The organism is Pantoea agglomerans, from assembly GCF_021397715.1.
Lineage (GTDB): Bacteria > Pseudomonadota > Gammaproteobacteria > Enterobacterales > Enterobacteriaceae > Pantoea > Pantoea astica.
Genome location: NZ_CP090209.1, coordinates 135,485 through 154,287, shown reverse-complemented (window position 1 = coordinate 154,287; position 18,803 = coordinate 135,485). Strand labels below are relative to the sequence as shown.

At 54.4% G+C, this 18,803-nt stretch carries 10 protein-coding genes; 7 read left to right on the top strand and 3 right to left on the bottom strand.

Features of this window, described 5'->3' with window-relative positions:
• The first annotated feature begins 236 nt into the window (after positions 1–236).
• Both LZU96_RS22985 and LZU96_RS22980 read left to right on the top strand, forming a co-directional pair.
• On the top strand, positions 237–2,162 hold the full coding sequence (locus LZU96_RS22985) for a methyl-accepting chemotaxis protein (RefSeq protein WP_293001476.1): 1,926 nt from the start codon (positions 237–239) through the stop codon (positions 2,160–2,162).
• A 292-nt stretch (positions 2,163–2,454) separates the two neighbouring features.
• Complete coding sequence (locus LZU96_RS22980; RefSeq protein WP_233988915.1) at positions 2,455–3,987, top strand: Fic family protein; 1,533 nt, start codon at positions 2,455–2,457, stop codon at positions 3,985–3,987.
• Here LZU96_RS22980 and LZU96_RS22975 read toward each other — a convergent pair.
• Entirely contained in the window at positions 3,941–4,903 is a 963-nt protein-coding gene (locus LZU96_RS22975) for a LysR family transcriptional regulator (RefSeq protein ID WP_233988914.1), read from the bottom strand. The two genes, LZU96_RS22980 and LZU96_RS22975, sit on opposite strands and share 47 nt — an antisense overlap.
• Before the next feature lie 94 nt (positions 4,904–4,997).
• Between LZU96_RS22975 and LZU96_RS22970 the strand changes: the two genes are divergently transcribed.
• Entirely contained in the window at positions 4,998–5,486 is a 489-nt protein-coding gene (locus LZU96_RS22970) for a GNAT family N-acetyltransferase (RefSeq protein WP_233988913.1), read from the top strand.
• 153 nt (positions 5,487–5,639) lie between these two features.
• Positions 5,640–7,082 (top strand): amidase family protein, encoded by a 1,443-nt coding sequence (locus LZU96_RS22965; RefSeq protein ID WP_233988912.1) that lies wholly within the window; start codon positions 5,640–5,642, stop codon positions 7,080–7,082.
• A 590-nt stretch (positions 7,083–7,672) separates the two neighbouring features.
• Here LZU96_RS22965 and LZU96_RS22960 read toward each other — a convergent pair.
• Positions 7,673–7,882: a YdgH/BhsA/McbA-like domain containing protein gene (locus LZU96_RS22960; protein ID WP_233988911.1), complete on the bottom strand. Its 210-nt coding sequence runs from the start codon at positions 7,880–7,882 to the stop codon at positions 7,673–7,675.
• A 533-nt stretch (positions 7,883–8,415) separates the two neighbouring features.
• Between LZU96_RS22960 and LZU96_RS22955 the strand changes: the two genes are divergently transcribed.
• Positions 8,416–8,802 carry a response regulator gene (locus LZU96_RS22955; protein ID WP_233988910.1) on the top strand — a complete coding sequence of 129 codons (387 nt, stop codon included), beginning with the start codon at positions 8,416–8,418 and terminating at the stop codon, positions 8,800–8,802.
• Positions 8,799–14,369 carry an ATP-binding sensor histidine kinase gene (locus tag LZU96_RS22950; protein WP_233988909.1) on the top strand — a complete coding sequence of 1,857 codons (5,571 nt, stop codon included), beginning with the start codon at positions 8,799–8,801 and terminating at the stop codon, positions 14,367–14,369. The genes LZU96_RS22955 and LZU96_RS22950 overlap by 4 nt, the downstream gene beginning before the upstream one ends.
• 360 nt (positions 14,370–14,729) lie before the next feature.
• Here the strand turns inward: LZU96_RS22950 and LZU96_RS22945 are convergent, their stop codons facing one another.
• Positions 14,730–14,939, bottom strand: a complete 210-nt coding sequence (locus LZU96_RS22945; protein ID WP_031377939.1) for a DUF1471 domain-containing protein — start codon at positions 14,937–14,939, stop codon at positions 14,730–14,732.
• Between the two features lie 761 nt (positions 14,940–15,700).
• On the opposite strand from LZU96_RS22945, the gene LZU96_RS22940 reads away from it, so the two are divergent.
• Positions 15,701–18,745 (top strand): autotransporter outer membrane beta-barrel domain-containing protein, encoded by a 3,045-nt coding sequence (locus LZU96_RS22940; protein ID WP_233988908.1) that lies wholly within the window; start codon positions 15,701–15,703, stop codon positions 18,743–18,745.
• Positions 18,746–18,803 lie beyond the last annotated feature (58 nt).

The following is an 18,803-nucleotide window of genomic DNA, read 5'->3' as shown; positions in this document are numbered from 1 at the left end:
AGGACTGACTTTTTCCCCGGTGATAATATCCACCTTTATGACCTGCGTTTGGGGCAGTGCCGTTCAGCAGCAGAAACCGTTCCGCACCGTTCCCTCCTTTTTGCCCGCGCTGTTACTGTTAAATGAATTTAAAGGTTAGGCCGCGCTGGCCGATAACTGCAACAGGGCTTCTTTTAACCCATTGCTGCACCTTTTTTCTTTTTTCTCAATACATCCTCTTATGAAAGGTAAACCTTATGGGCCTCGCATATAAAATCTCTGATATAAAAATGGGCAAAAAGCTGGGGGCCGGTTTTGCTGTTGTGATTGCCGCATCACTGGTGATTGCACTGCTTGCCTTTGGTTGTTTTAACAACATCAAAGATAACTCAGCGCGCCGTTCTGTCACCGTGGAGATGGTGAATACCCTGAGTAATGCCCGACTCAATCGCACGCTCTATCAGTACACCAAAGAACAAAAATATGCAGAGCTGAATGTCCAGGCGATTAACGAACTGTTCGCTCACTACAAAAAGCTATCGGCTTTTAAATGGGATGCTGACGGTGAGGCGAAAATCAGCGCGATGGGCGAGAAATTAAATAATTATCAGTCATCGCGTCAGGCCTTTATTCAGGTTTCCGGTGTGCGGGCAAAAGCCCGTGACGCGATGCTGTCAGCTAACCTGTTTACCCAGGCGCATAATCTGGAACAGAGCCCTCTGGCCACGCTGCCGGAAGCCGCACTGCCCGTTTTGCAGCTGGCGTCCGCAGTGAAAGAAGCGGCTTTTAATGTTGATCGCTTTGTTGCTCAGCCGGATGAAACGCAAAAGCAGGATTTGCTCACGCGGTTCAGCGCCATTGATCAACAGGCCGCGCAGTTGCTCTCCATTTTAAGCACTGAGCAACAGACCGCTATCGCCGCCGTCATCAGCGACAGTCAGCACTACGTTCAGGCGCTGTCAGCTTACGCTGCCGATTTTGAGAAAGAACAAGCCGCGTCGCTGGCCCTGACCCAGGCGGCTGAACAGCTGAACGCTTCGGTCGGGGATATTTTTGCCTACCAGTCTCTGCTCTCAGCCGGTTTTATCAAAGTTGCTGAGATGCGGATCGCCTTTGCGGCTCTGCTGTCTGTTCTTCTGAGCCTGTTTATCGCCTGGAAGATCACGCGCGCGATCACTCAACCTCTTAAAACCATGCTGGCCGCTGCGTTACGCATTGCGCAGGGCGATCTGACCGTTTCGCTGGCGACCCGTCGGGGTGATGAAATAGGGCAGCTGATGCAGGCCATAGATAGCATGAATCAGAGCCTGAAAAACATCATTGTCAGCGTCAGAAGCGGCGTCAGCAGTGTGGCCCGCGCCTCTTCGGAAATCTCGGCCGGCAATACCGATCTCTCTTCACGCACCGAACAGCAGTCCGCGGCGGTAGTCGAAACCGCGGCGAGTATGGAACAGCTGACCTCCACGGTGAAACAGAATGCTGAAAACGCGCATCATGCCAGCCAGCTGGCCACCGAAGCCTCGGTGAATGCGGGCCGCGGAGGAGAGATTATTCGTGATGTTATCGCTACGATGGATGGGATCAGCAGCAGTTCAGGCAAAATAGGCGAGATTATTACGGTCATTAACAGCATCTCGTTTCAGACCAATATCCTGGCGCTGAACGCCGCGGTGGAAGCCGCCCGTGCAGGCGAACAGGGACGTGGCTTCGCGGTAGTGGCTGGCGAAGTGCGTAATCTTGCTCAGCGCAGCGCGGTGGCGGCCAAAGAGATTGAGACGCTGATCGGTGATTCTGTGAACCGCGTGACCAGTGGTTCCGTGCTGGTTAACCGTGCCGGTAACACGATGGATGAAATCGTACGTTCGGTGAGTCAGGTAAAAGAGATCATGGGCGAAATAGCAGCCGCTTCCGATGAGCAGAACCGGGGCATTTCCCAGATTTCCCAGGCGATGTCTGAAATGGATACCACGACTCAGCAGAACGCCGCGCTGGTTGAAGAGTCCTCCGCAGCGGCCAGCTCGCTGGAAGACCAGGCGATCCAGCTTGAGCAGACCGTGGCCGTATTCCGCGTCGCTGCGGATGGGCAGCACGCTACTGAACGGCCACAGCCGGTGAAAGCCAGTCCGCCGGCTTTCACTGCCCGATTACAGCCTGCCAGTGAAGCGGGCTGGGAAACGTTTTAAGCTGAATAGTCAGCCCTTTTCCGCAGGTCATCTGCGGGGAAGGGTTTCATCATCCTGGTCATCATGTTTTATTCATACTTCCCACTTTTCCGCAGCGTTTTTAGTCAGAAACAGGGCTTTGTGAAAACTGCCCGGTTCTGATGGCTCCTTCCTTATTAGCATTTTCACCGCCAGACCTCTTTTTATTACCCTTTTCAGGCAGCCGTTAACCTCTCTGACTGGCGAAGTTATCGTTTCCGTGTTAAATCTCTCTTTTATTATTATTTTCAGTCGTAAGATAAAGGATTTAACCATGCTGGTCGGTTTTAAGGCGCTATCAGAACGTTATGCTATCGAGCTGGCGCAACCGCTGCGTGTTGAATCGGCCATCGGCACGGTGCGATCCCGCCATGAGAGTCAGGGCCAGATAGAGAACCGCTATCCGCCCAGCTATCGCCCGGAAGACGATTTTGCCGGTCACTTCGCTTTTGGCCTCAAATATGAAGAGCTCCATCTGGAGTTTCTGGCCCGTCTGTTTGCCACCACCGGCCCTGAGCCGCTGGAAAACTGGTGCCGCCGTGAACCTTACGGCCAATATGCCCGCCGTGCCGGTTTTTTCTATGAGTGGCTGACCGGCGAGACGCTGGCGGTGCCGGATGTGACCAACGGCGGCTATGTGGATGCGATTTCGGCTAAAGCCTACCTGACGCGCACCGGCATAAAGCGATCGAAACGCTGGCGTATCAATGACAATCTGCCGGGCAGCGTCGATTTCTGCCCCATCGTGCGACGGACCGCCGTGACAGAACAGGCGCTGGCATTTGATCTCCGGCAGGCACTTGCCGAACTGGATAACGCATTTGGCGCCGATACCCTGATGCGTACCGCCAACTGGCTAACGTTTAAGGAATCACGCGCCAGTTTTCTGATTGAGAAAGAGGCCAGCCAGGCCGATCGCATTCAGCGCTTTGCGCATGTGATTGCGCAATATTGCGGCCAGCTTGACGATCCGCTCAGTGAGGCCAGCCTGCACACCTTACAGAAAGGCATTCTGGGTCACGACGCGCTGGGGCTGGGACTGCGCCGCTCGCCGGTGTTTGTCGGACAGGCAACGATGCGGGAAGATATCGTTCATTACATTGCGCCGCACTACACCGACGTTCCGCGTTTTATGCAGGGTCTGAACGCTTTTGAACAGGCCACGCGCGGCGCTGAACCGCTGGCGCGTGCCGGCGTTATCGCCTTTGGTTTTGTCTATATCCACCCGATGCGCGACGGCAATGGCCGTATCCACCGGTTTTTAATCAACGATACGCTGATTCGCGATCGGGCCGTACCGGACGGCGTCATTCTGCCGGTTTCCGCCACCATCACCAGTTCACTGGATTTCCGTGCAGGCTACGATCGCACGCTGGACGTTTTTTCAAAACGCCTGATGCGGCGTTACGCCGGCAGCTATCGTTTCGGTGAGCTGATCACCTATCCGGACGGTACGCTGAGCAACTTCAGTTTCAGTGACTACGACGACGCGCGATTCGCCTGGCGCTATCCCGACTTAACAGAGCAGGTGCTCTACACTGCCCGGGTGATCGCGCATACGGTACAAACGGAAATGGCTGACGAAGCGCGAGTGCTGGTGATTTTTCAGCGGGCGCAGCAGCGTCTGAAAGAGGTGATTGAGATGCCGGATCAGGATGCCAGCCGCATCATCCGTTCGCTGAAGGAGAATGGCTGGCAGGTGTCCGGCAAGCTGAAAAAAGCGTTCCCGCAGTTTGAAGAGGAGGAAAAAGCCCGGCAGATTATTGAGGCAGTCCGATCGGCATTTGAGGAGCAGGGGCGTGATTAAGCGTCAGATTCTGACGCTGAATGCTCTGAAAAATATTCTTTTTCAGCCAGTCGGCCGAAGATTTTTTGCCGCTACGCTGGTGGGAGTAAATTTTCACCGTAAAAGCGGGGGCGAAAAAGGGCAGCGGGAATATTTTCACCTTCGCTAATCGGGCAATTTTTCCGGCGACATAAGACGGTATAGCCATCAGCAATTCACTTTCCGCCACAATATGCGGAGAGCTCAGCATTGAGGGCGTTTTGAGGGTGATCCGGCGCGTCAGCCCCAGTCGCGCAAGGTGCGTATCCAGCAGGCCTTTCTTTTCATTCCACGGCGTGACCACCAGATGACCCGCCGCCAGATACTCTTCCAGCGTCAGGCTGACACGCCGGATGTTACTGATCACCACAAATTCATCGCTGAACAAATCGACCTCATCCAGATCCTGATGTCTGACATCATCCGGCTCGCTAAAACTCAACGCCAGGTCCACTTCACCGGCCAGTAATTCATTCAATGCAGGATTGTGCGGCAGATGGCAGAGTTCGAAATTTATGCCGGGTGCGCTTTTTTCAACCTCTTTAATCAGTTCCGGAAAGATACAGAAGGCGGTGTAATCCGTAACCGCAATCCGGAAAGATTGCGTGCTGGTCAGCGGTTCAAACGGCTTTACCGGGCTGAGATGCTGATTGAGGACGGCGAGGGATGCGGCAATATGAGGCGCCAGCTGATGCGCGAAAACGCTGGGGCACATCCGGTGTCCTTCGCGATAGAACAGCGGATCTTTCAGAAATTCACGCAGGCGCGTTAACGCATGACTTAACGCTGAGGTGCTCATGGCCAGCTCACCAGCCGCCAGCCTGACCGAACGGTGCCGGTAAACGGCATCAAAAACAGGCAGAAGATTCAGATCGAGACGTCGCAGTACATGATGCATCAGATTCACCTGTAATTGATTTTATTGCACTTAATTCATTAAAGAATAGCGATTATCCTTACGGGCATCAAAGGGTACTGAGTAGAGAATATTTATGCGCGTTATTATTCGACAGGCCAGCCCGGAAGATACGGATGCCATCTGTAACATGGTCAATGGCCTCTCCGTATACAGCGAAGCGCCGTTACAGGCGGTGCCGGACGCTGATCAGATCAGACGCACCCTGTTTGCCCCCGACAGCACCGCAGAAGCCTACATCTGTGAAATCGAGGGCGTGGTTGCGGGTTACTGCGTTATTTCAATGAGCTTTTCGACCTGGATCGGCCGCTGTAGCCTGAATATGGAGGATCTCTATTTCACGCCCGACTATCGCGGACGCGGAGCGGGCAAAGCCATACTTCACTATATTGCTCAGCTTGCTGTCAGCCGGAAATGCAGCCGGATTGAGTGGAATGTGCTCGACTGGGATAAATCCGCCAAAGATTTCTATCACAGCATTGATGCGCTTCCGCTGAGCGAGTGGGTACGTTACCGGCTTGATGGCCCGGCGCTGGAGAAGTTTGCGTCGCGTGAGCTCAACTGAACCCATTTGTGAAAAGTGCTGACGCCATTCATGACAGGATGCCGCTGACCGATCGCCATCTGCGAGACGTTTCATAAGAATATGTCGGTGAAAGCACTGCGGTGCCTTTACCCGGTTTAAAGCGCTGCCGCGCGTCAATTCAGGAAGGCTGTCATGAAAGAGAAAGTTGCGCTGCTGGCGTCAGGTTCAGCACGGGCCATTGGTGAAGCTATCGCGGCGGGCGAGATCAGCGCGCTGGAGGCCACAGAGTGGTATCTGGATCGTATCGAACGATACGATCAGGGCGACGCGGGCATTAACTGCGTCAGAAGCCTTTCCCGCCTTGCGCGGGAAGAGGCGCGGCGTGCCGATGCGGAACGTGCTGCCGGACATATAAGGGGACCGCTGCATGGCGTACCCTATCTGATCAAAGATAACGCCTTCACCCTGGACGGCAGCGTAGCTTCAGCGGGTGCCAGTGCGCTGGCTGAGTTTGTTCCACCTTATGAGGCGACGTTAGTCACACGTCTGCGCGAGGCGGGCGCGGTGCTGCTGGGGAAAACCAATATGACGGAGTTTGCAGACTTCGTTGCAGAGACAATGCCTGCCGAATTTAGCGGGGCGGGCGGCGTTGTCCGCCATCCGCTGGGCTTGCGGTATGGGCGGGGAGGCGGCTCCAGCGTGGGATCAGCCGCTGCTGTTGCCGCCGGATTTTGCGGTTTTGCCATCGGTTCGGAAACACAAAACTCTCTTCAGACACCGGCAGTCCACAGTGCCATCGTCGGTTTTAAACCTACGGTGGGTCGCGTCAGTCGTCACGGTTTTATCCCGCTGGTTCCCAGTCAGGATTCGCCGGGCCCCCTGGCGCGCACTGTCGATGATGCGCAGTTGATCTATCAGGCTATCGCCGGCGCGGACAGCAATGACAGCGCGACGCTTGCCACTTTTCCTTCTGAATCCCGCCGCAATATCCGGCTGGCGGGGCTGCGGATCGGTATTCCGCGCCGCTTCATTGCCGACAGTGTACTGACGCCCGCTCACACCGCGGCATTTGACAATCTGCTGCAATCACTGGCTCAGGCGGGCGCCGGGATTATCGACCCTTGCGATCTGCCTTCCGCAGAGCAGCTTAGCCACGTTCGCTCATGCGTATTTCGCACGGAGTTTCGCGCCAGCCTCAACCGCCTGCTGACGGCGCTAAAACCCTGTGGTATCGGCTCCTTACGCGACATCATTGCGTGGAACAGCGCCCATCCGGCGCACATTCCCTATGGTCAGTCTCTGCTGGAGGCCACTGAGGCGGCACCGGATATCCATTCAGCAGAATATGCAGGCGATCGCCAGCAGGACATAGCGCTAAGTCTTGAGAACGGGATTCTGGCTGCGCTGGCGTCCGCACAGGCCGATGTTTTGCTGTCGCCCCTGTCAGCCGCGGCAAAATGTACCGGAAAAGCGGGCGCGCCGGTGGTGGCGATACCCGCAGGCGCAGATGCGGAAGGTTTACCCTTTGGCATTACGCTCTACGGGGCGCCGGGACAGGATGCGGATATCCTTCAGGCCGCTATCGCGGTGGAAAGCGTCATCGGCAAACGGCTGATGCCCGCTTTTAATGAATGAATGACCTCAGCCGCGCTGAACGCGAAAAGGGCTGCCTGCTGGCCGTAATGCCTGTCAGTTAAGCGACAGGTGATAACGCAGTCTGGTGCCGATCAGGGGCTGGAGGTCCTCGCGCCGCTGCGCGGTACCTTCACTTCATTCCTCTGCCTGACGGACCGCCGGGGATGGCACATCCTGTGCCGCCCCGCCTTTCGCCCGCGTCCTGCGGGCTCTCCTGGCAGACTCATTCTGTTCAGCGCTGCGGATTGCCTGCCCCTGATCGGCCCCAGCCAGCTCTGAGGCTTCAGTGCGTGCTGTTAAAAAGGGCACGATAGTGGAGGCCTGAGCGCCGCTGCTGCTGAAAGGGCTATCCGCAGCGCTGAGGCGTGACGCCGAGCCAGAACGGTTCGTCGGCACGACGTCAAAGCCGAAGGAACCGCGCAGCGGCGCGAGGACGGCCCGGCAGCAGCAGCGGTGCTCAGGCCCGCACTCCGGCACGCTTGCCCAGACAAAAAAGCTGCCACGTCTGACCGTGACAGCCTTTGCACATTTAACCTCAACTGACGAGTACTACTGCCTGCTGGCCGCCCTTTTCACGAAAGAACCAGGCGTTATCGGGTCAGACGCGCCGTCATATGGACCTGATTCCCGCTGTAGGCTTCAGTGATGCGGTAACCGGCTCCCGCCTGTTTAGCGCTGGCTGCAATTTTCGCTTCGGCGGCGTCCAGCGTGGCAGCGGTAGCCGTTACCGTCTGGGCAAAACTGACGGTTGAAACCAGAGAAAGAACGATAACTGCAGCGATTTTTTTGATGTTTTTCATGGTGCGTTTCCCAGCGTTAATTTGAAATGTTAAGGCAGTCTGCCTCGATGTGATGCAGGTTACGCCGGACGTGGGACGATGAAAATGCCAGAAATGTGCTGAAGTAAATCAAAAAAACTGATGTTGTCCTGTTTCACCGTGATACACCAGGCGGGCCTTCAGCCAGCGGGTGATCGCAGCAGACAAGTGGGCGATCGGCAAAGCAGCCGGAAGGCGGACGAGAAGGGCGTCAGCCGGGGAACAAGGCTGGCGGACAGAAAGCCCGTTTACAGAGGAAGAACCGGTGGCAGCCGGTGAAATCTGCGTGGTCGTGGTTATACCTAAGGATAATAGTCTGAAGGAAAAAAGGTTCCTACAATGGGCACGACCCGTTACGCAGCGGGAGATTCGCCAGCCTCACAACGTTGACGGGGTCCCTGACGGCAACGGCTGGTCGGGCACTCAAAAACCGGCGACACCACCCCGCTATCAGGTGAATCATCCTGTTATGGAAATGCCTGAAACAGGCCTGAGCTTTATGTAAGGAAAACAGCATGCAGCTGTCGCAGCGCATTGTCGTCATTGATGATGAACGTTCTGTACGTAGTGGTTTGACCAATCTGCTCCGGTCTGAGGGCTATCTGACCGAGGCCTTCGAGTCTGCCGAATCTCTGCTGAGTGATGACGCCGCGATGGCGAATGCCGCGCTTTTTATCATTGATGTGCAGCTGAAGGGAATGAATGGGTTCGAGTTGTTTATCAACCTGACTCAACGCATTGAAAATCCACCGGGGATTATCATTTCAGGCAACGGTGATGAGAATATGCTGCGCTATGCCATTAATCTGGGGGCGATTGCCTTTTTGCCAAAACCTATCGAAATTGATACGTTGTTTGAACATATCCGACAGGAATTCTCCTCAAGGGCTGCCCGCCAATGAGTACAAATCCACAGGCACTGAACGCAGCAGAAAACGATGAATTAACCTTATCAGGCGAGAGTGTCTTCAGCCCGCTGGCGCAGGAGGGCAATATTGAGTGGGTCCGGTGCCGCCACGCCGCCACCGGTGAAACTTTTGTATTGGCGACCGCCGCCAGTGAAGAGTCCCTCTTTCAGGTCACGCAACGGCTAAAAAATGAATATGAACTGCGTGACAGACTGGCGGAAAGCTGGGCGCTAAAACCGCTGGGACACACCCTTTATCAGGGTCGCTATGCGTTGATTTATCGCGGATTCGGTTATCGCACGCTGGCCGATGTTCTCTGTCAGCCGGCGGGCACCCTGGCTGAATGTCTTCATTGCGCCGCGCGGCTTTGCAGCAGCCTGAGCCAGGCACATCAGCAGGGGCTGGTACATGGCGATATCAAGCCGGCCAACTTCTTCTTTAGCGATGAGGGTGCTGTCTTGCTGGGAGGCTTCGGGCTCTCGTCGGTGCAGAGCGATCTGCCTGAACCGGCTCAGCTGCCGGTAGCCGCAGGAACCCTGGCTTATATGTCGCCAGAGCATACATCCCGCTCTGTCCACCCGGTCAGTAGTATCAGTGATCTCTACAGTCTGGGTATTGTGCTTTATGAGTTGCTGACCGGCAGGTTGCCCTATGGCAGCCCTGAAGGCGGCCATGCTGAATGGGTGCATCATCACATTGCCTCGGAAGCCTTGCCGCCTCATACCATTCGTTCAGACGTTCCGGCGATGCTCTCCGCGCTGATTCTGAAACTGCTGGCCAAATCGCCAGAGTATCGTTATCAGACCGCTGATGGGGTACTGGCCGATCTGCGCCGCTGTGCTGCAACCCTGATGCCGGACGGATCAATCGAGTCTTTTACGCTGGGACTGCAGGATTCTTCCTCCGCGAACTTCTCCTCCGAAGCCCTCGCTACCGATCATCCGCAGGCAATCGATATCCTGTCAGCGTTTGAGGCGGTGAGTCAGAGCGGGAAACATTGTCTGGTCACCCTCAGCGGCGCCGCCGGTTCGGGGAAGTCCTCGCTGATCGCTTCATCGCTTAAACTGCTGCGTAACAAGAAAACGATGCTCAGCGTGGTGAAAGTCGATCAGCATTCGCCGATCTTACCCTATGCCGTTTTTACCGAGGCATTCAGAACGCTGACGCTGCATGTTCTGGGCCTGCCCGCCGAGGAGATGTCCCGCTGGAAAGCGCATATTTCGCGATCGCTGGGAGCCTATACCGGGCTGGCGGTAAACCTGGTGCCTGAACTGGGTATCCTGCTTAATCAGAAAGCCGCTGTTTTGCCGCACTCGAATACCCTTGATGCCAAAGACCGGTTTAATCTGGTGGCCTGCAGTCTGGTTAAAGCCTTTGCGGCACAGGGGCAGCCGCTGGTAATGCTGATCGATGACGGCCACTGGGCCGATCCGGCTTCAATGCTGCTGCTGCAGCATCTGCTGGGTCTGAATGAAGATATCCCGCTGCTGCTGGTTATTGCGCACCGGGATATCACCTCGCTACCCTGTCCGCTCATTGCGGGCAATCTGAATCAGCTGCGCGCTGCGACCACACGCATCATGGAGATGACGCCAGAACCGCTCTCGGAGAAGAGTATTGCCAGCTGGCTGGCGGGGCGATTTCATACCCGCAGTTCGGCGACGGCGGAGCTTGCGCGCGTCATTCATGAAAAAACCGGCGGTAATCCGCTTGCGACCCATGACTTCTTCCGCCAGGCGGTCCGGCAGGGATTCATTACGCATCATGCGCCGTTCAGATGGATCTACGATTCAGAGGCGATAAAACACTGTCATTATACGGCGAACGTGGCGGCCAGCGTGTTGCAGCATCTCGCCTCGCTGCCGCTTGCCACCCGCAGGATGCTGGGTCAGCTCGCCTCGCTGGGCAGCACCGGTGAGCTTGAGGTCATGAGCCGGATTATCGGGGTCTCTGCTGCAGAGATAGAGCAGACACTGTTGCCCGCCGTGACGGCCAGACTGATCACCCGTAATGAGATAGGCTATGCCTTTATGCACGACAGCATGCATGAGGCGGCGCTTAATCTGCTGCGCTATGAAGATAAGGATGCCTTCCATTACGCTGCAGCACGCTATTACCGCCAGCAATCGGAGCACGATATTACCCATGCGGTGCTTTTCCGGGCCGCTCATCACATCCTGGCGGTTAAAAATCTTACGCTGCTCAGGCAAGAAACCCGGCCGTTCTGTCAGCTATTACTCAGCGCCAGCAGACGCGCAAAAAATAGCGGCGATTACCTTTCCGCGCTGCGTTATCTGCAGACCGCCCGATCGCTTCACCACGGCGCAGGGTATGCGGAAAGCAGTGAATTTCTGCTTGAAGAAGCCGAGTGCGAATTTCTGAACGGTGATCTGCCTGCCGCGCTGGCATTGAGTACCCGCGTACAATCTTCACCGGGTGAAGCGGCGGATAAAGCCGGGGCCGCCTGTCTGATTGCTGAAATCCATATGCGTCAGTCAGACAGTAAGCTGGCGCTGGAGACGGCGCTGGCCTGGCTGGCCGTGTTTGGCATCCATCTCAACCGCCATCCGGATCAGGCGGAGTGTGATGAGGCGCGGACGAAGCTGAAGGAGGATGTGGGTAAAAATCCGTACACCCGCTTTCGCTCGCTGTCGCGGGTAAACTGTAAAAATACGGAAGCGGTAATGAATCTGCTGGCCAGCGCCAGCACCTTTGCCGCCTTCATCAACCCGCGGCTGCACTTTATGATCCTGTGCCAGCTGCTTCACCTGACGATGGCGCGCGGACTCAGTGGTGCCTCCACGCTTGCGCTCTCCTGGTATGGCGTGGTGTGCGGCGATCAATATGATGAGTACAGCCGCGGCTTTGCCAGCACGCTGCTGGCGCGGGAACTGGTCTATAAGCATGACTTTGTCAGCTTTAAAGCCCGGACGCTGCTGCCGCTTGATCAGGTCAGCATCTGGACGATGCCGCTGACCTATGCAATTGAACGGGCAAAGGCAACGTTCGACGTCGGGGTTGAAACGGGTGATCGGACGTCGGCTTGTCTGGCGCTGCGACACATCATCATGAATACCCTTGCCCGTGGCGATCATCTTGATGGGGTCCACACCTCGATTGCGCGTGGCATGCAGTTTGTCAGAAAGGCGCAGTACCGTGATGTGGAAGTGATTCTCGGCATGCAGCTGGACTATGTGCTTTTCCTGCGCAAGCCACGCAGCCCTCTCTTCACCGGTGATGACTTTCTGACGCCGGTGCTGGAAGTGGTCAGGCCCGAACAGGCTGTTGAACCCATCTACCTGATGCAGTTCTGGTCGCGGCTCTATAAAGCGATGGCCCACTTCTTCGCCAATGAATATGCGGCGGCAGACGCCTGGTTTAAACAGGCCGAACCGTTCACCGAACGTATTCCGGGGCATGTGCATATGCTCGATTATCATCTGTATAGTGCGCTTTCGCTGACCGTACCGCTTAAAACCGGGGCGATGACGGATACGTTACGCCTGCAGCTGGAGCAGCACCTCAACAGGCTTGTGACCTGGTCAAATGAAAACAGCAAAACGTTCGCAGATAAAGAAGCCCTGCTGCGGGCGGAGTGGCTTCGTCTGGAAGGAAAAACGGCGCAGGCGTTTGAGCAGTTTGAAAAAGCGATTAATTTGTCGCGCGAAGGGCAGTTTCATCACATTAATGGGCTGACCTGTGAACTGGCTGCGCGCATGGCATATGCCAGTAACATGACGTTTGCCGGCGATGCTTATATCAAAGGGGCTATCGCCGCCTGGGACCGCTGGGGTGCCGGGGCCAAGGTTCGCCAGCTGGAGATGCAGCATCCGGCGCTTGCCAGCCATGCGACGCAGACCGCACTGAGCACCGTCTCGTTTGAGCAGAGTCCGGTCATCAGCGATCTGCAGAGCATGGTGACGGTGATGCGCGCGCTCACCGAAGAGATTAATCTGGACCGGCTGATTCACATCCTGATGATGATGCTGGTGGAACGTGCCGGTGCCCAGCACTGTATGCTGATTCGCCTGATTGATGGCAACGTACCGGAAATTCAGGCAAGAGCCTCGACCACCGTGGACGGCGTAAAAGTGAGGATTGTCCGGGAATTACCGGTCGCCACCGATCTACCTCTGTCGGTGCTGTCGGCGGTGATCCGCACCGGACAGGAGATCAGGACCGGTAAGCCCGAGGTGTTCAGCCCCTTCAGTCAGGATAACTATCTGGTTGCCTCGGGCGCAGCGGTGATGTGTGTCCCGATGTTCAGACAGGCGCAGATGGTAGGCGTGCTTTATCTGGAAAACCGCCTGATGCCGGATGTGTTTACCGCCGATCACTCCCGGATCGTATCAATGCTGGGTGCGCAGGCGGCGGTATCCCTTGAGACGGCTCGCCTGTACGCCGAGCTGGTGGATGAGAATATTCAGCGCCGCAAAATTGAAAAACAGCTGCGTGCCAGCCAGACCTCGCTGATGCTGGGTGAGAAGATCAGTCATACCGGCACCTGGCACTGGCATCTTGAGCCCGATATTCAGTACATCTCCGATGAATATAAACGCATCATGGGGCTGCCAGAGTCGCAGGCGACTACCTCGATGGTTGAATTTCAGAGTCGCGTTCATCCGGATGATATTCTCTGCCTCAGGGCGCTGATTGAAACCAGCGTGCGGGAAGGAACGGTCATGCAGGCTGAGTTTCGCATCATTCGGGATGACGGAGAATGCCGGTACATCAAAGGCATTGGCGAGCCCAATGAAAACTGGCCAGAAGTGGCCGAATATTTTGGCACGCTGACGGATATCACGGCACAGCGTCAGTCGGAGGATGCGGTGCGTATTGCTCAGGCAGAATTAGCCCGCGTCGCGCGGGCAACCACCGTTGGCCAGCTTACTTCGTCCATCGCCCATGAAATTAATCAGCCGCTGATGTCCATCGTGGCGAATGCCGGCGCCAGCCAGCGCTGGCTCAGACGTGACCCGGCAAATCTGGAAAATGCCAGCAGCAGTCTGGATGAAATCATCCGGGAAGGCCGGCGGGCGGGCGATATTATTCGCGGACTGCAGGCGCTGACGCGTAATCAGGTTGCTGAGTTTGCGCCGGCAAAAATGCACCTGATTACCCGGGATATTATTGTGCTGTCGCGTCTGGAGCTGGAACGTCGTTTTGTCTCGCTGGAGCTGGATCTGGCGGCAGAAAACGATAACGTTTTCTGTGAGAGCGTTCAGATACAGCAGGTATTGCTTAACCTGGTGATTAACGCCATCGAAGCGATGGCAGATAACAGCGGCGTACGCCATCTGCGCATCGCCTCTTCCCATCCTTCCAGTCAGGTGATTCGCATTGAAGTTGCTGATAACGGCGCGGGCCTGTCCGATGCGGTGATCGGAAAAATATTCGATTCGTTTTACACCACCAAAGCGGAAGGGATGGGCATGGGGCTGACCATCAGTAATGAGATTATTAAGCGTCACGGCGGTGAGTTACGTGCAGAGAATCGTCAGGAAGGCGGGAGCCGGTTCTGGTTTACGCTGCCATTAGAAGGAAAAGAGACGACTGGCTGAGTGCCGTTCCGCTGTTTTGAGAGCAGCACAAGGCAGGGCGAGCGGAGAGGCTGACTGGCCGCGTCCGTCTGCCTGCGTCAGCCGGTATATAGCCGCCCTTATCTCGCAGGCCTGTCGCATCTCTTCATAATCAACAAAAACAGGCCAACAACGATCAGCACCACGCAGGTTTTCAGCATATTCACGGTAATTATCTCATTTAATCGCCAGCGGTCGGTCGGCAGAATGATTTATCCGCACAGCGGATCTGTGTGTTGTGCAGGCGAGAAAGCGTAAAGCCCTCGCTTATTCTGTTAATCCGTCATCCAGCAAAGGCCACCTGACGGCAGCCCTTTCTGGCAAATCCCTTTGCGACCATGATCATTTAATCAGTCGTGCGGTCATATGAACCTGATTGCCGCTGTACGCCTCGGTAATACTGTAATCCGCACCGGCCATTTTAGCCCTGGCCGCAATCTGTGCTTCTGCGCCATCCAGCGTGGAGGCGGTCGCGGTGACGGTCTGCGCGAAACTTGCTGAAGAGATGAAGGCCAGTACAGCGACTACAACGAATTTTTTGAAGTTTTTCATGGTCAGTTCCAGAAGTTGAGATTTAGAGTGTGAGGCGTTTTGCCTCGATGGAATGCATAGTAGAGTGAAGGCCTGGCAATGAAAATCCGTGTTTATTGCTTTGCTTTATCAAAAAATATGAATGATGGCTGTGTGCCATAAAGAGCCTTACGATCGGCAGGCTTTTTTGATGCGCGTGATTATGGTGTAAAGAGCGGAGGATGGGGGTAATCAGGCGCTTTATCAGGCTACGAGAGTGGCTGTGGGTTTCGCCGCAGCCGGTGCCGCTGAAAAAAGTAAATCAAATCAGCATGGTACAAAGTGCGCAAAACATAGATTATGTTAAATAATCGCTATTCCCGCACACTACCTGTCACATAACTGCCCTTTTTACCTGAACGAAAGCCGCTTCAGGAAGACCTCGTCGTTAGTTCAGCATTCCTTTAATAACTGCCGCCCTGAATGCCATTCAAAAAATTGATTCGCCTGATACTCATTTATAGAAACAGCAGTTTTAATTGTTGTTGCCAATTCAGGATTAATGGTTCCTTGAGTATTATATTAGTTAACATAGTTAACACAAAAATATCTTGTCTTCCAATATGGGAATCCGGGTTAGCAATAAACTTCATTTTTATCTTTTATAAACGCCTTTGGTAAATTTTAGCGTGCTAAACAGAAGTAATCGGGTTGTTTGTTTTTAATAAATTTACCAGACAATAATTACGCAATGTTTTATGATTGCGATCACACCGCTATCCGTATGAAAACCGGGTGGTGCTGTGGTTTTGGCTTCAAAGGGAGTTTATTATGAATGGACATTTAATACAGGTGAATTAATGGAGATTAACACCCAGCCGCTATTGTTAGCTGTAGCGATTATTGTTGCGTTAACTAATCAGGCCACAGCAGCCTATACGCCGTTAGTTAATGCCGGGACGACGGTAAATAATGAAGTTATTGCAGGGAGTGATAACGCTCAGCAAGTTGTTAACGGCATTGCGAATAATACTACCATTAATTCTGGTAGCCAGTATATTTTCGGTGTCGCTAATAATACAACTCTCCTTGGTGGCACGCAGTATATTATTTATGGCGGTGAATCTAATGTTGTTACCATGTCTGGCGGCGCACTGCTGGTCAACGGCGCCACGAACGACGTAACGGCAACAGCAGGAATATTATCGATAAACTCAGGGCTTAACGGCACAGTGGATTCGGCGACGGGCGGCAGCATGAATCGTACTGTTCTGAGCGGCAGCGCATTTCTGGAAAACCGTTTTGGTATCGACACGGACACGATTGTCAATTCAGGTGGCATACTGCAGACAGGCTCAAATCTGGATAACGACTGGATTGATACCGCGATATCTAATAATACGGTGATCAATGAAGGCGGCCTGCAGACGGTTGATAATCACGGAACGAGCAATAACTCAATCGTTAATAAAGGCGGAACATTACAGATTCTGTATTTCCTTCATAACAAAACGGAAACCGATAAATCGGGATTACAGTATGGAACGGCCAACAACACAACTGTTTATGGCGAAATGCAAAACAACGGGGGTATTGATAATAACACCCTTGTTAAGGCCGGAGCCTCTTTCACACTGACCGGTAGCACGGAGGATGGACAGAAAGCCCTATCCAACAATGCCGTATTAGAAGACGGCGTGACATCGGTCATTAATGATAATGGTCAGGCTAATACCTGGACGGTGAGTGGCGCGACAGTCACGCTTAATGATGATACATCCACCATCAGTGACAGTACCTTCAATAGTGGTAATTTACTGATTAATAAAGGAAATGCTGTTAACACTGTTTTGAATAGCGGCCAGATGAGCAATGCCGGCGGTATTGACAGCAATACCGTGATCCAGGGAGGCCAGTATACTCTCGGCGGCACTGAGGCCGCTACAGCAACTGACCTGCTAATCCAAAACGGCGCCAGCGCTATTATCAACTCTGGCACTTTAACGAATGCCACGATTAATGGCACCCTCTCCGTTAATCCGAACGCAGCAAGAACAGACACGACCTCCACGCTTCAGGGTAACATTGCCGTCAATGACGGTGGTCAGTTAACGTTAGTGGGCGGTGCTGATACGCGGGATGCCGATCTCACGTTGTCGGGTACCGGGAATCTGCATCTTTCGGACGGGACAACAGGCACCAGCGCTTACGCATTTGCCTTAGGTGCTGTGACGATGAACGGCGGCAGCATTTATTTTGATCCTGCTGCAGGCGAAGCCTCACAAGCACAATACTCATCACTGACTCTGAATAGCCTGAATGGATCGGGCGCCTTTTACATGAACAGTGATTTATCCAGCGTAAAGGGCAATTTTCTGACGGTCACCGGTGAAGCTGACGGTAATTTCGACCTCTATATTGCTGATACCGGTACCAGCCCTGCGTCAGCGTCCGCTTTGCAGGTCATTCAGACCGGCGGAGGAGATGCGGACTTTACTCTGGCTAATAATGGTCATGTTGTTGATGTCGGGACTTACCAGTATTACTTAATCGCAGAGGGTAACGGTAGCTGGGCGCTCTCTCCACAGGCGCAGACGCAACCTGACCCGACCGTTGAGCCTGCCACAGATCCTGTTCCGGATGCGGAATCCGATCCTCAACCTGCAACGGAGACGCCGGCAGCAGAGCCTGCACCCGCAGCGGGAGCAGATGAGCCGGCAACAGAGCCTGCACCTGCAGCGGGAGCAGATGAGCCTGCCGCAGAACCGACTCCCGCAGCGGGAGCAGATCAGCCTGCCACAGAACCGGCTCCCGCGGCGTCGGTCGATGAGCCTGTGGCCGATCCGATTCCGACCACCACTCCAGATGAGCCCGCACCGACAACGGAACCGGTTTCGGAAAATCCAGCCGTATCACCGGTCTCGCCTTCCATCGCGCCGACAATTACTCCGAGCACTGCTGCGGTGCTGTCAATGGCGACCGTTGATCCGCTGATCTTCCAGTCAGAACTGAGTGCTGTCCGTAGTCGCCTGGATCAGGCGCGTGTATTGAGTCACGACACGAACGTATGGGGACATTTTACCACCAGCCGTTATAACCTGAGTAGCTCTGCTGGCGCTGGTTACGACATGGATGTAAACGGCGTAACAATAGGCGCGGATAAGGCTGAGCAGTTAGCTGAAGGTATTTTCTCGCAGGGTCTGTTTTTTACCTACAGCCATTCTAAGGTTGATTTTGATCGGGGTGGGAATGGTAAGGTTGATTCTTATTCAGCAGGCGCATATGCCAGTTACCTTGATGATTCAGGCCTCTATTTTGATGGCGTGTTGAAAATAAACCGTTTCAGACATGACATTAATGCCCGAATGACAAGCGGTACGGTAGCGGAAGGTTCTTACACCACGACAGGGATAGGAACAAACCTGCAGGCAGGTAAATATTTTCATCTCGGTGCCTTTTATATCGCGCCTTATGCCTCGGTGATGGGTTTCACCAGTACCTCCCAGGATTATGCCCTCTCCAATGGGATGAAAGCGCATTCCGGTGCTCAGCATTCAGTCATCGGTGAAGCTGGTGTTAATCTGGGGCATGAGTTTTTGATTCAGGATACGCAGATTCAGCCTTATCTCAAGCTGGCTGTTGCTCAGGAGTTTATTGATGATAATGAAGTCCGGGTGAATGACGATCGTTTTACCAATGATGTCAGCGGCACCCGCGGTGTGTACCAGTTGGGGGTTAATGCGAAATTAACCGACCGGCTTAGCGTTCATACTGATGCAGGCTATACCCAGGGAGACCGGATAGAATCACCCTGGACTGCAAACCTGGGAATGTCCTGGTCCTTCTGACGGATATATTTCTTTTTCGGGGGCGTTCGCCCCTTTTTTCTTTCACTATTCAACGTGA

Excerpts from the sequence above, each read along its gene's own strand:
- LZU96_RS22985 (WP_293001476.1), top strand. The coding sequence starts at position 237 with ATGGGCCTCGCATATAAAATCTCTGATATAAAAATGGGCAAAAAGCTG.
- LZU96_RS22980 (WP_233988915.1), top strand. The coding sequence starts at position 2,455 with ATGCTGGTCGGTTTTAAGGCGCTATCAGAACGTTATGCTATCGAGCTG.
- LZU96_RS22975 (WP_233988914.1), bottom strand. The coding sequence starts at position 4,903 with ATGCATCATGTACTGCGACGTCTCGATCTGAATCTTCTGCCTGTTTTT.
- LZU96_RS22970 (WP_233988913.1), top strand. The coding sequence starts at position 4,998 with ATGCGCGTTATTATTCGACAGGCCAGCCCGGAAGATACGGATGCCATC.
- LZU96_RS22965 (WP_233988912.1), top strand. The coding sequence starts at position 5,640 with ATGAAAGAGAAAGTTGCGCTGCTGGCGTCAGGTTCAGCACGGGCCATT.
- LZU96_RS22960 (WP_233988911.1), bottom strand. The coding sequence starts at position 7,882 with ATGAAAAACATCAAAAAAATCGCTGCAGTTATCGTTCTTTCTCTGGTT.
- LZU96_RS22955 (WP_233988910.1), top strand. The coding sequence starts at position 8,416 with ATGCAGCTGTCGCAGCGCATTGTCGTCATTGATGATGAACGTTCTGTA.
- LZU96_RS22950 (WP_233988909.1), top strand. The coding sequence starts at position 8,799 with ATGAGTACAAATCCACAGGCACTGAACGCAGCAGAAAACGATGAATTA.
- LZU96_RS22945 (WP_031377939.1), bottom strand. The coding sequence starts at position 14,939 with ATGAAAAACTTCAAAAAATTCGTTGTAGTCGCTGTACTGGCCTTCATC.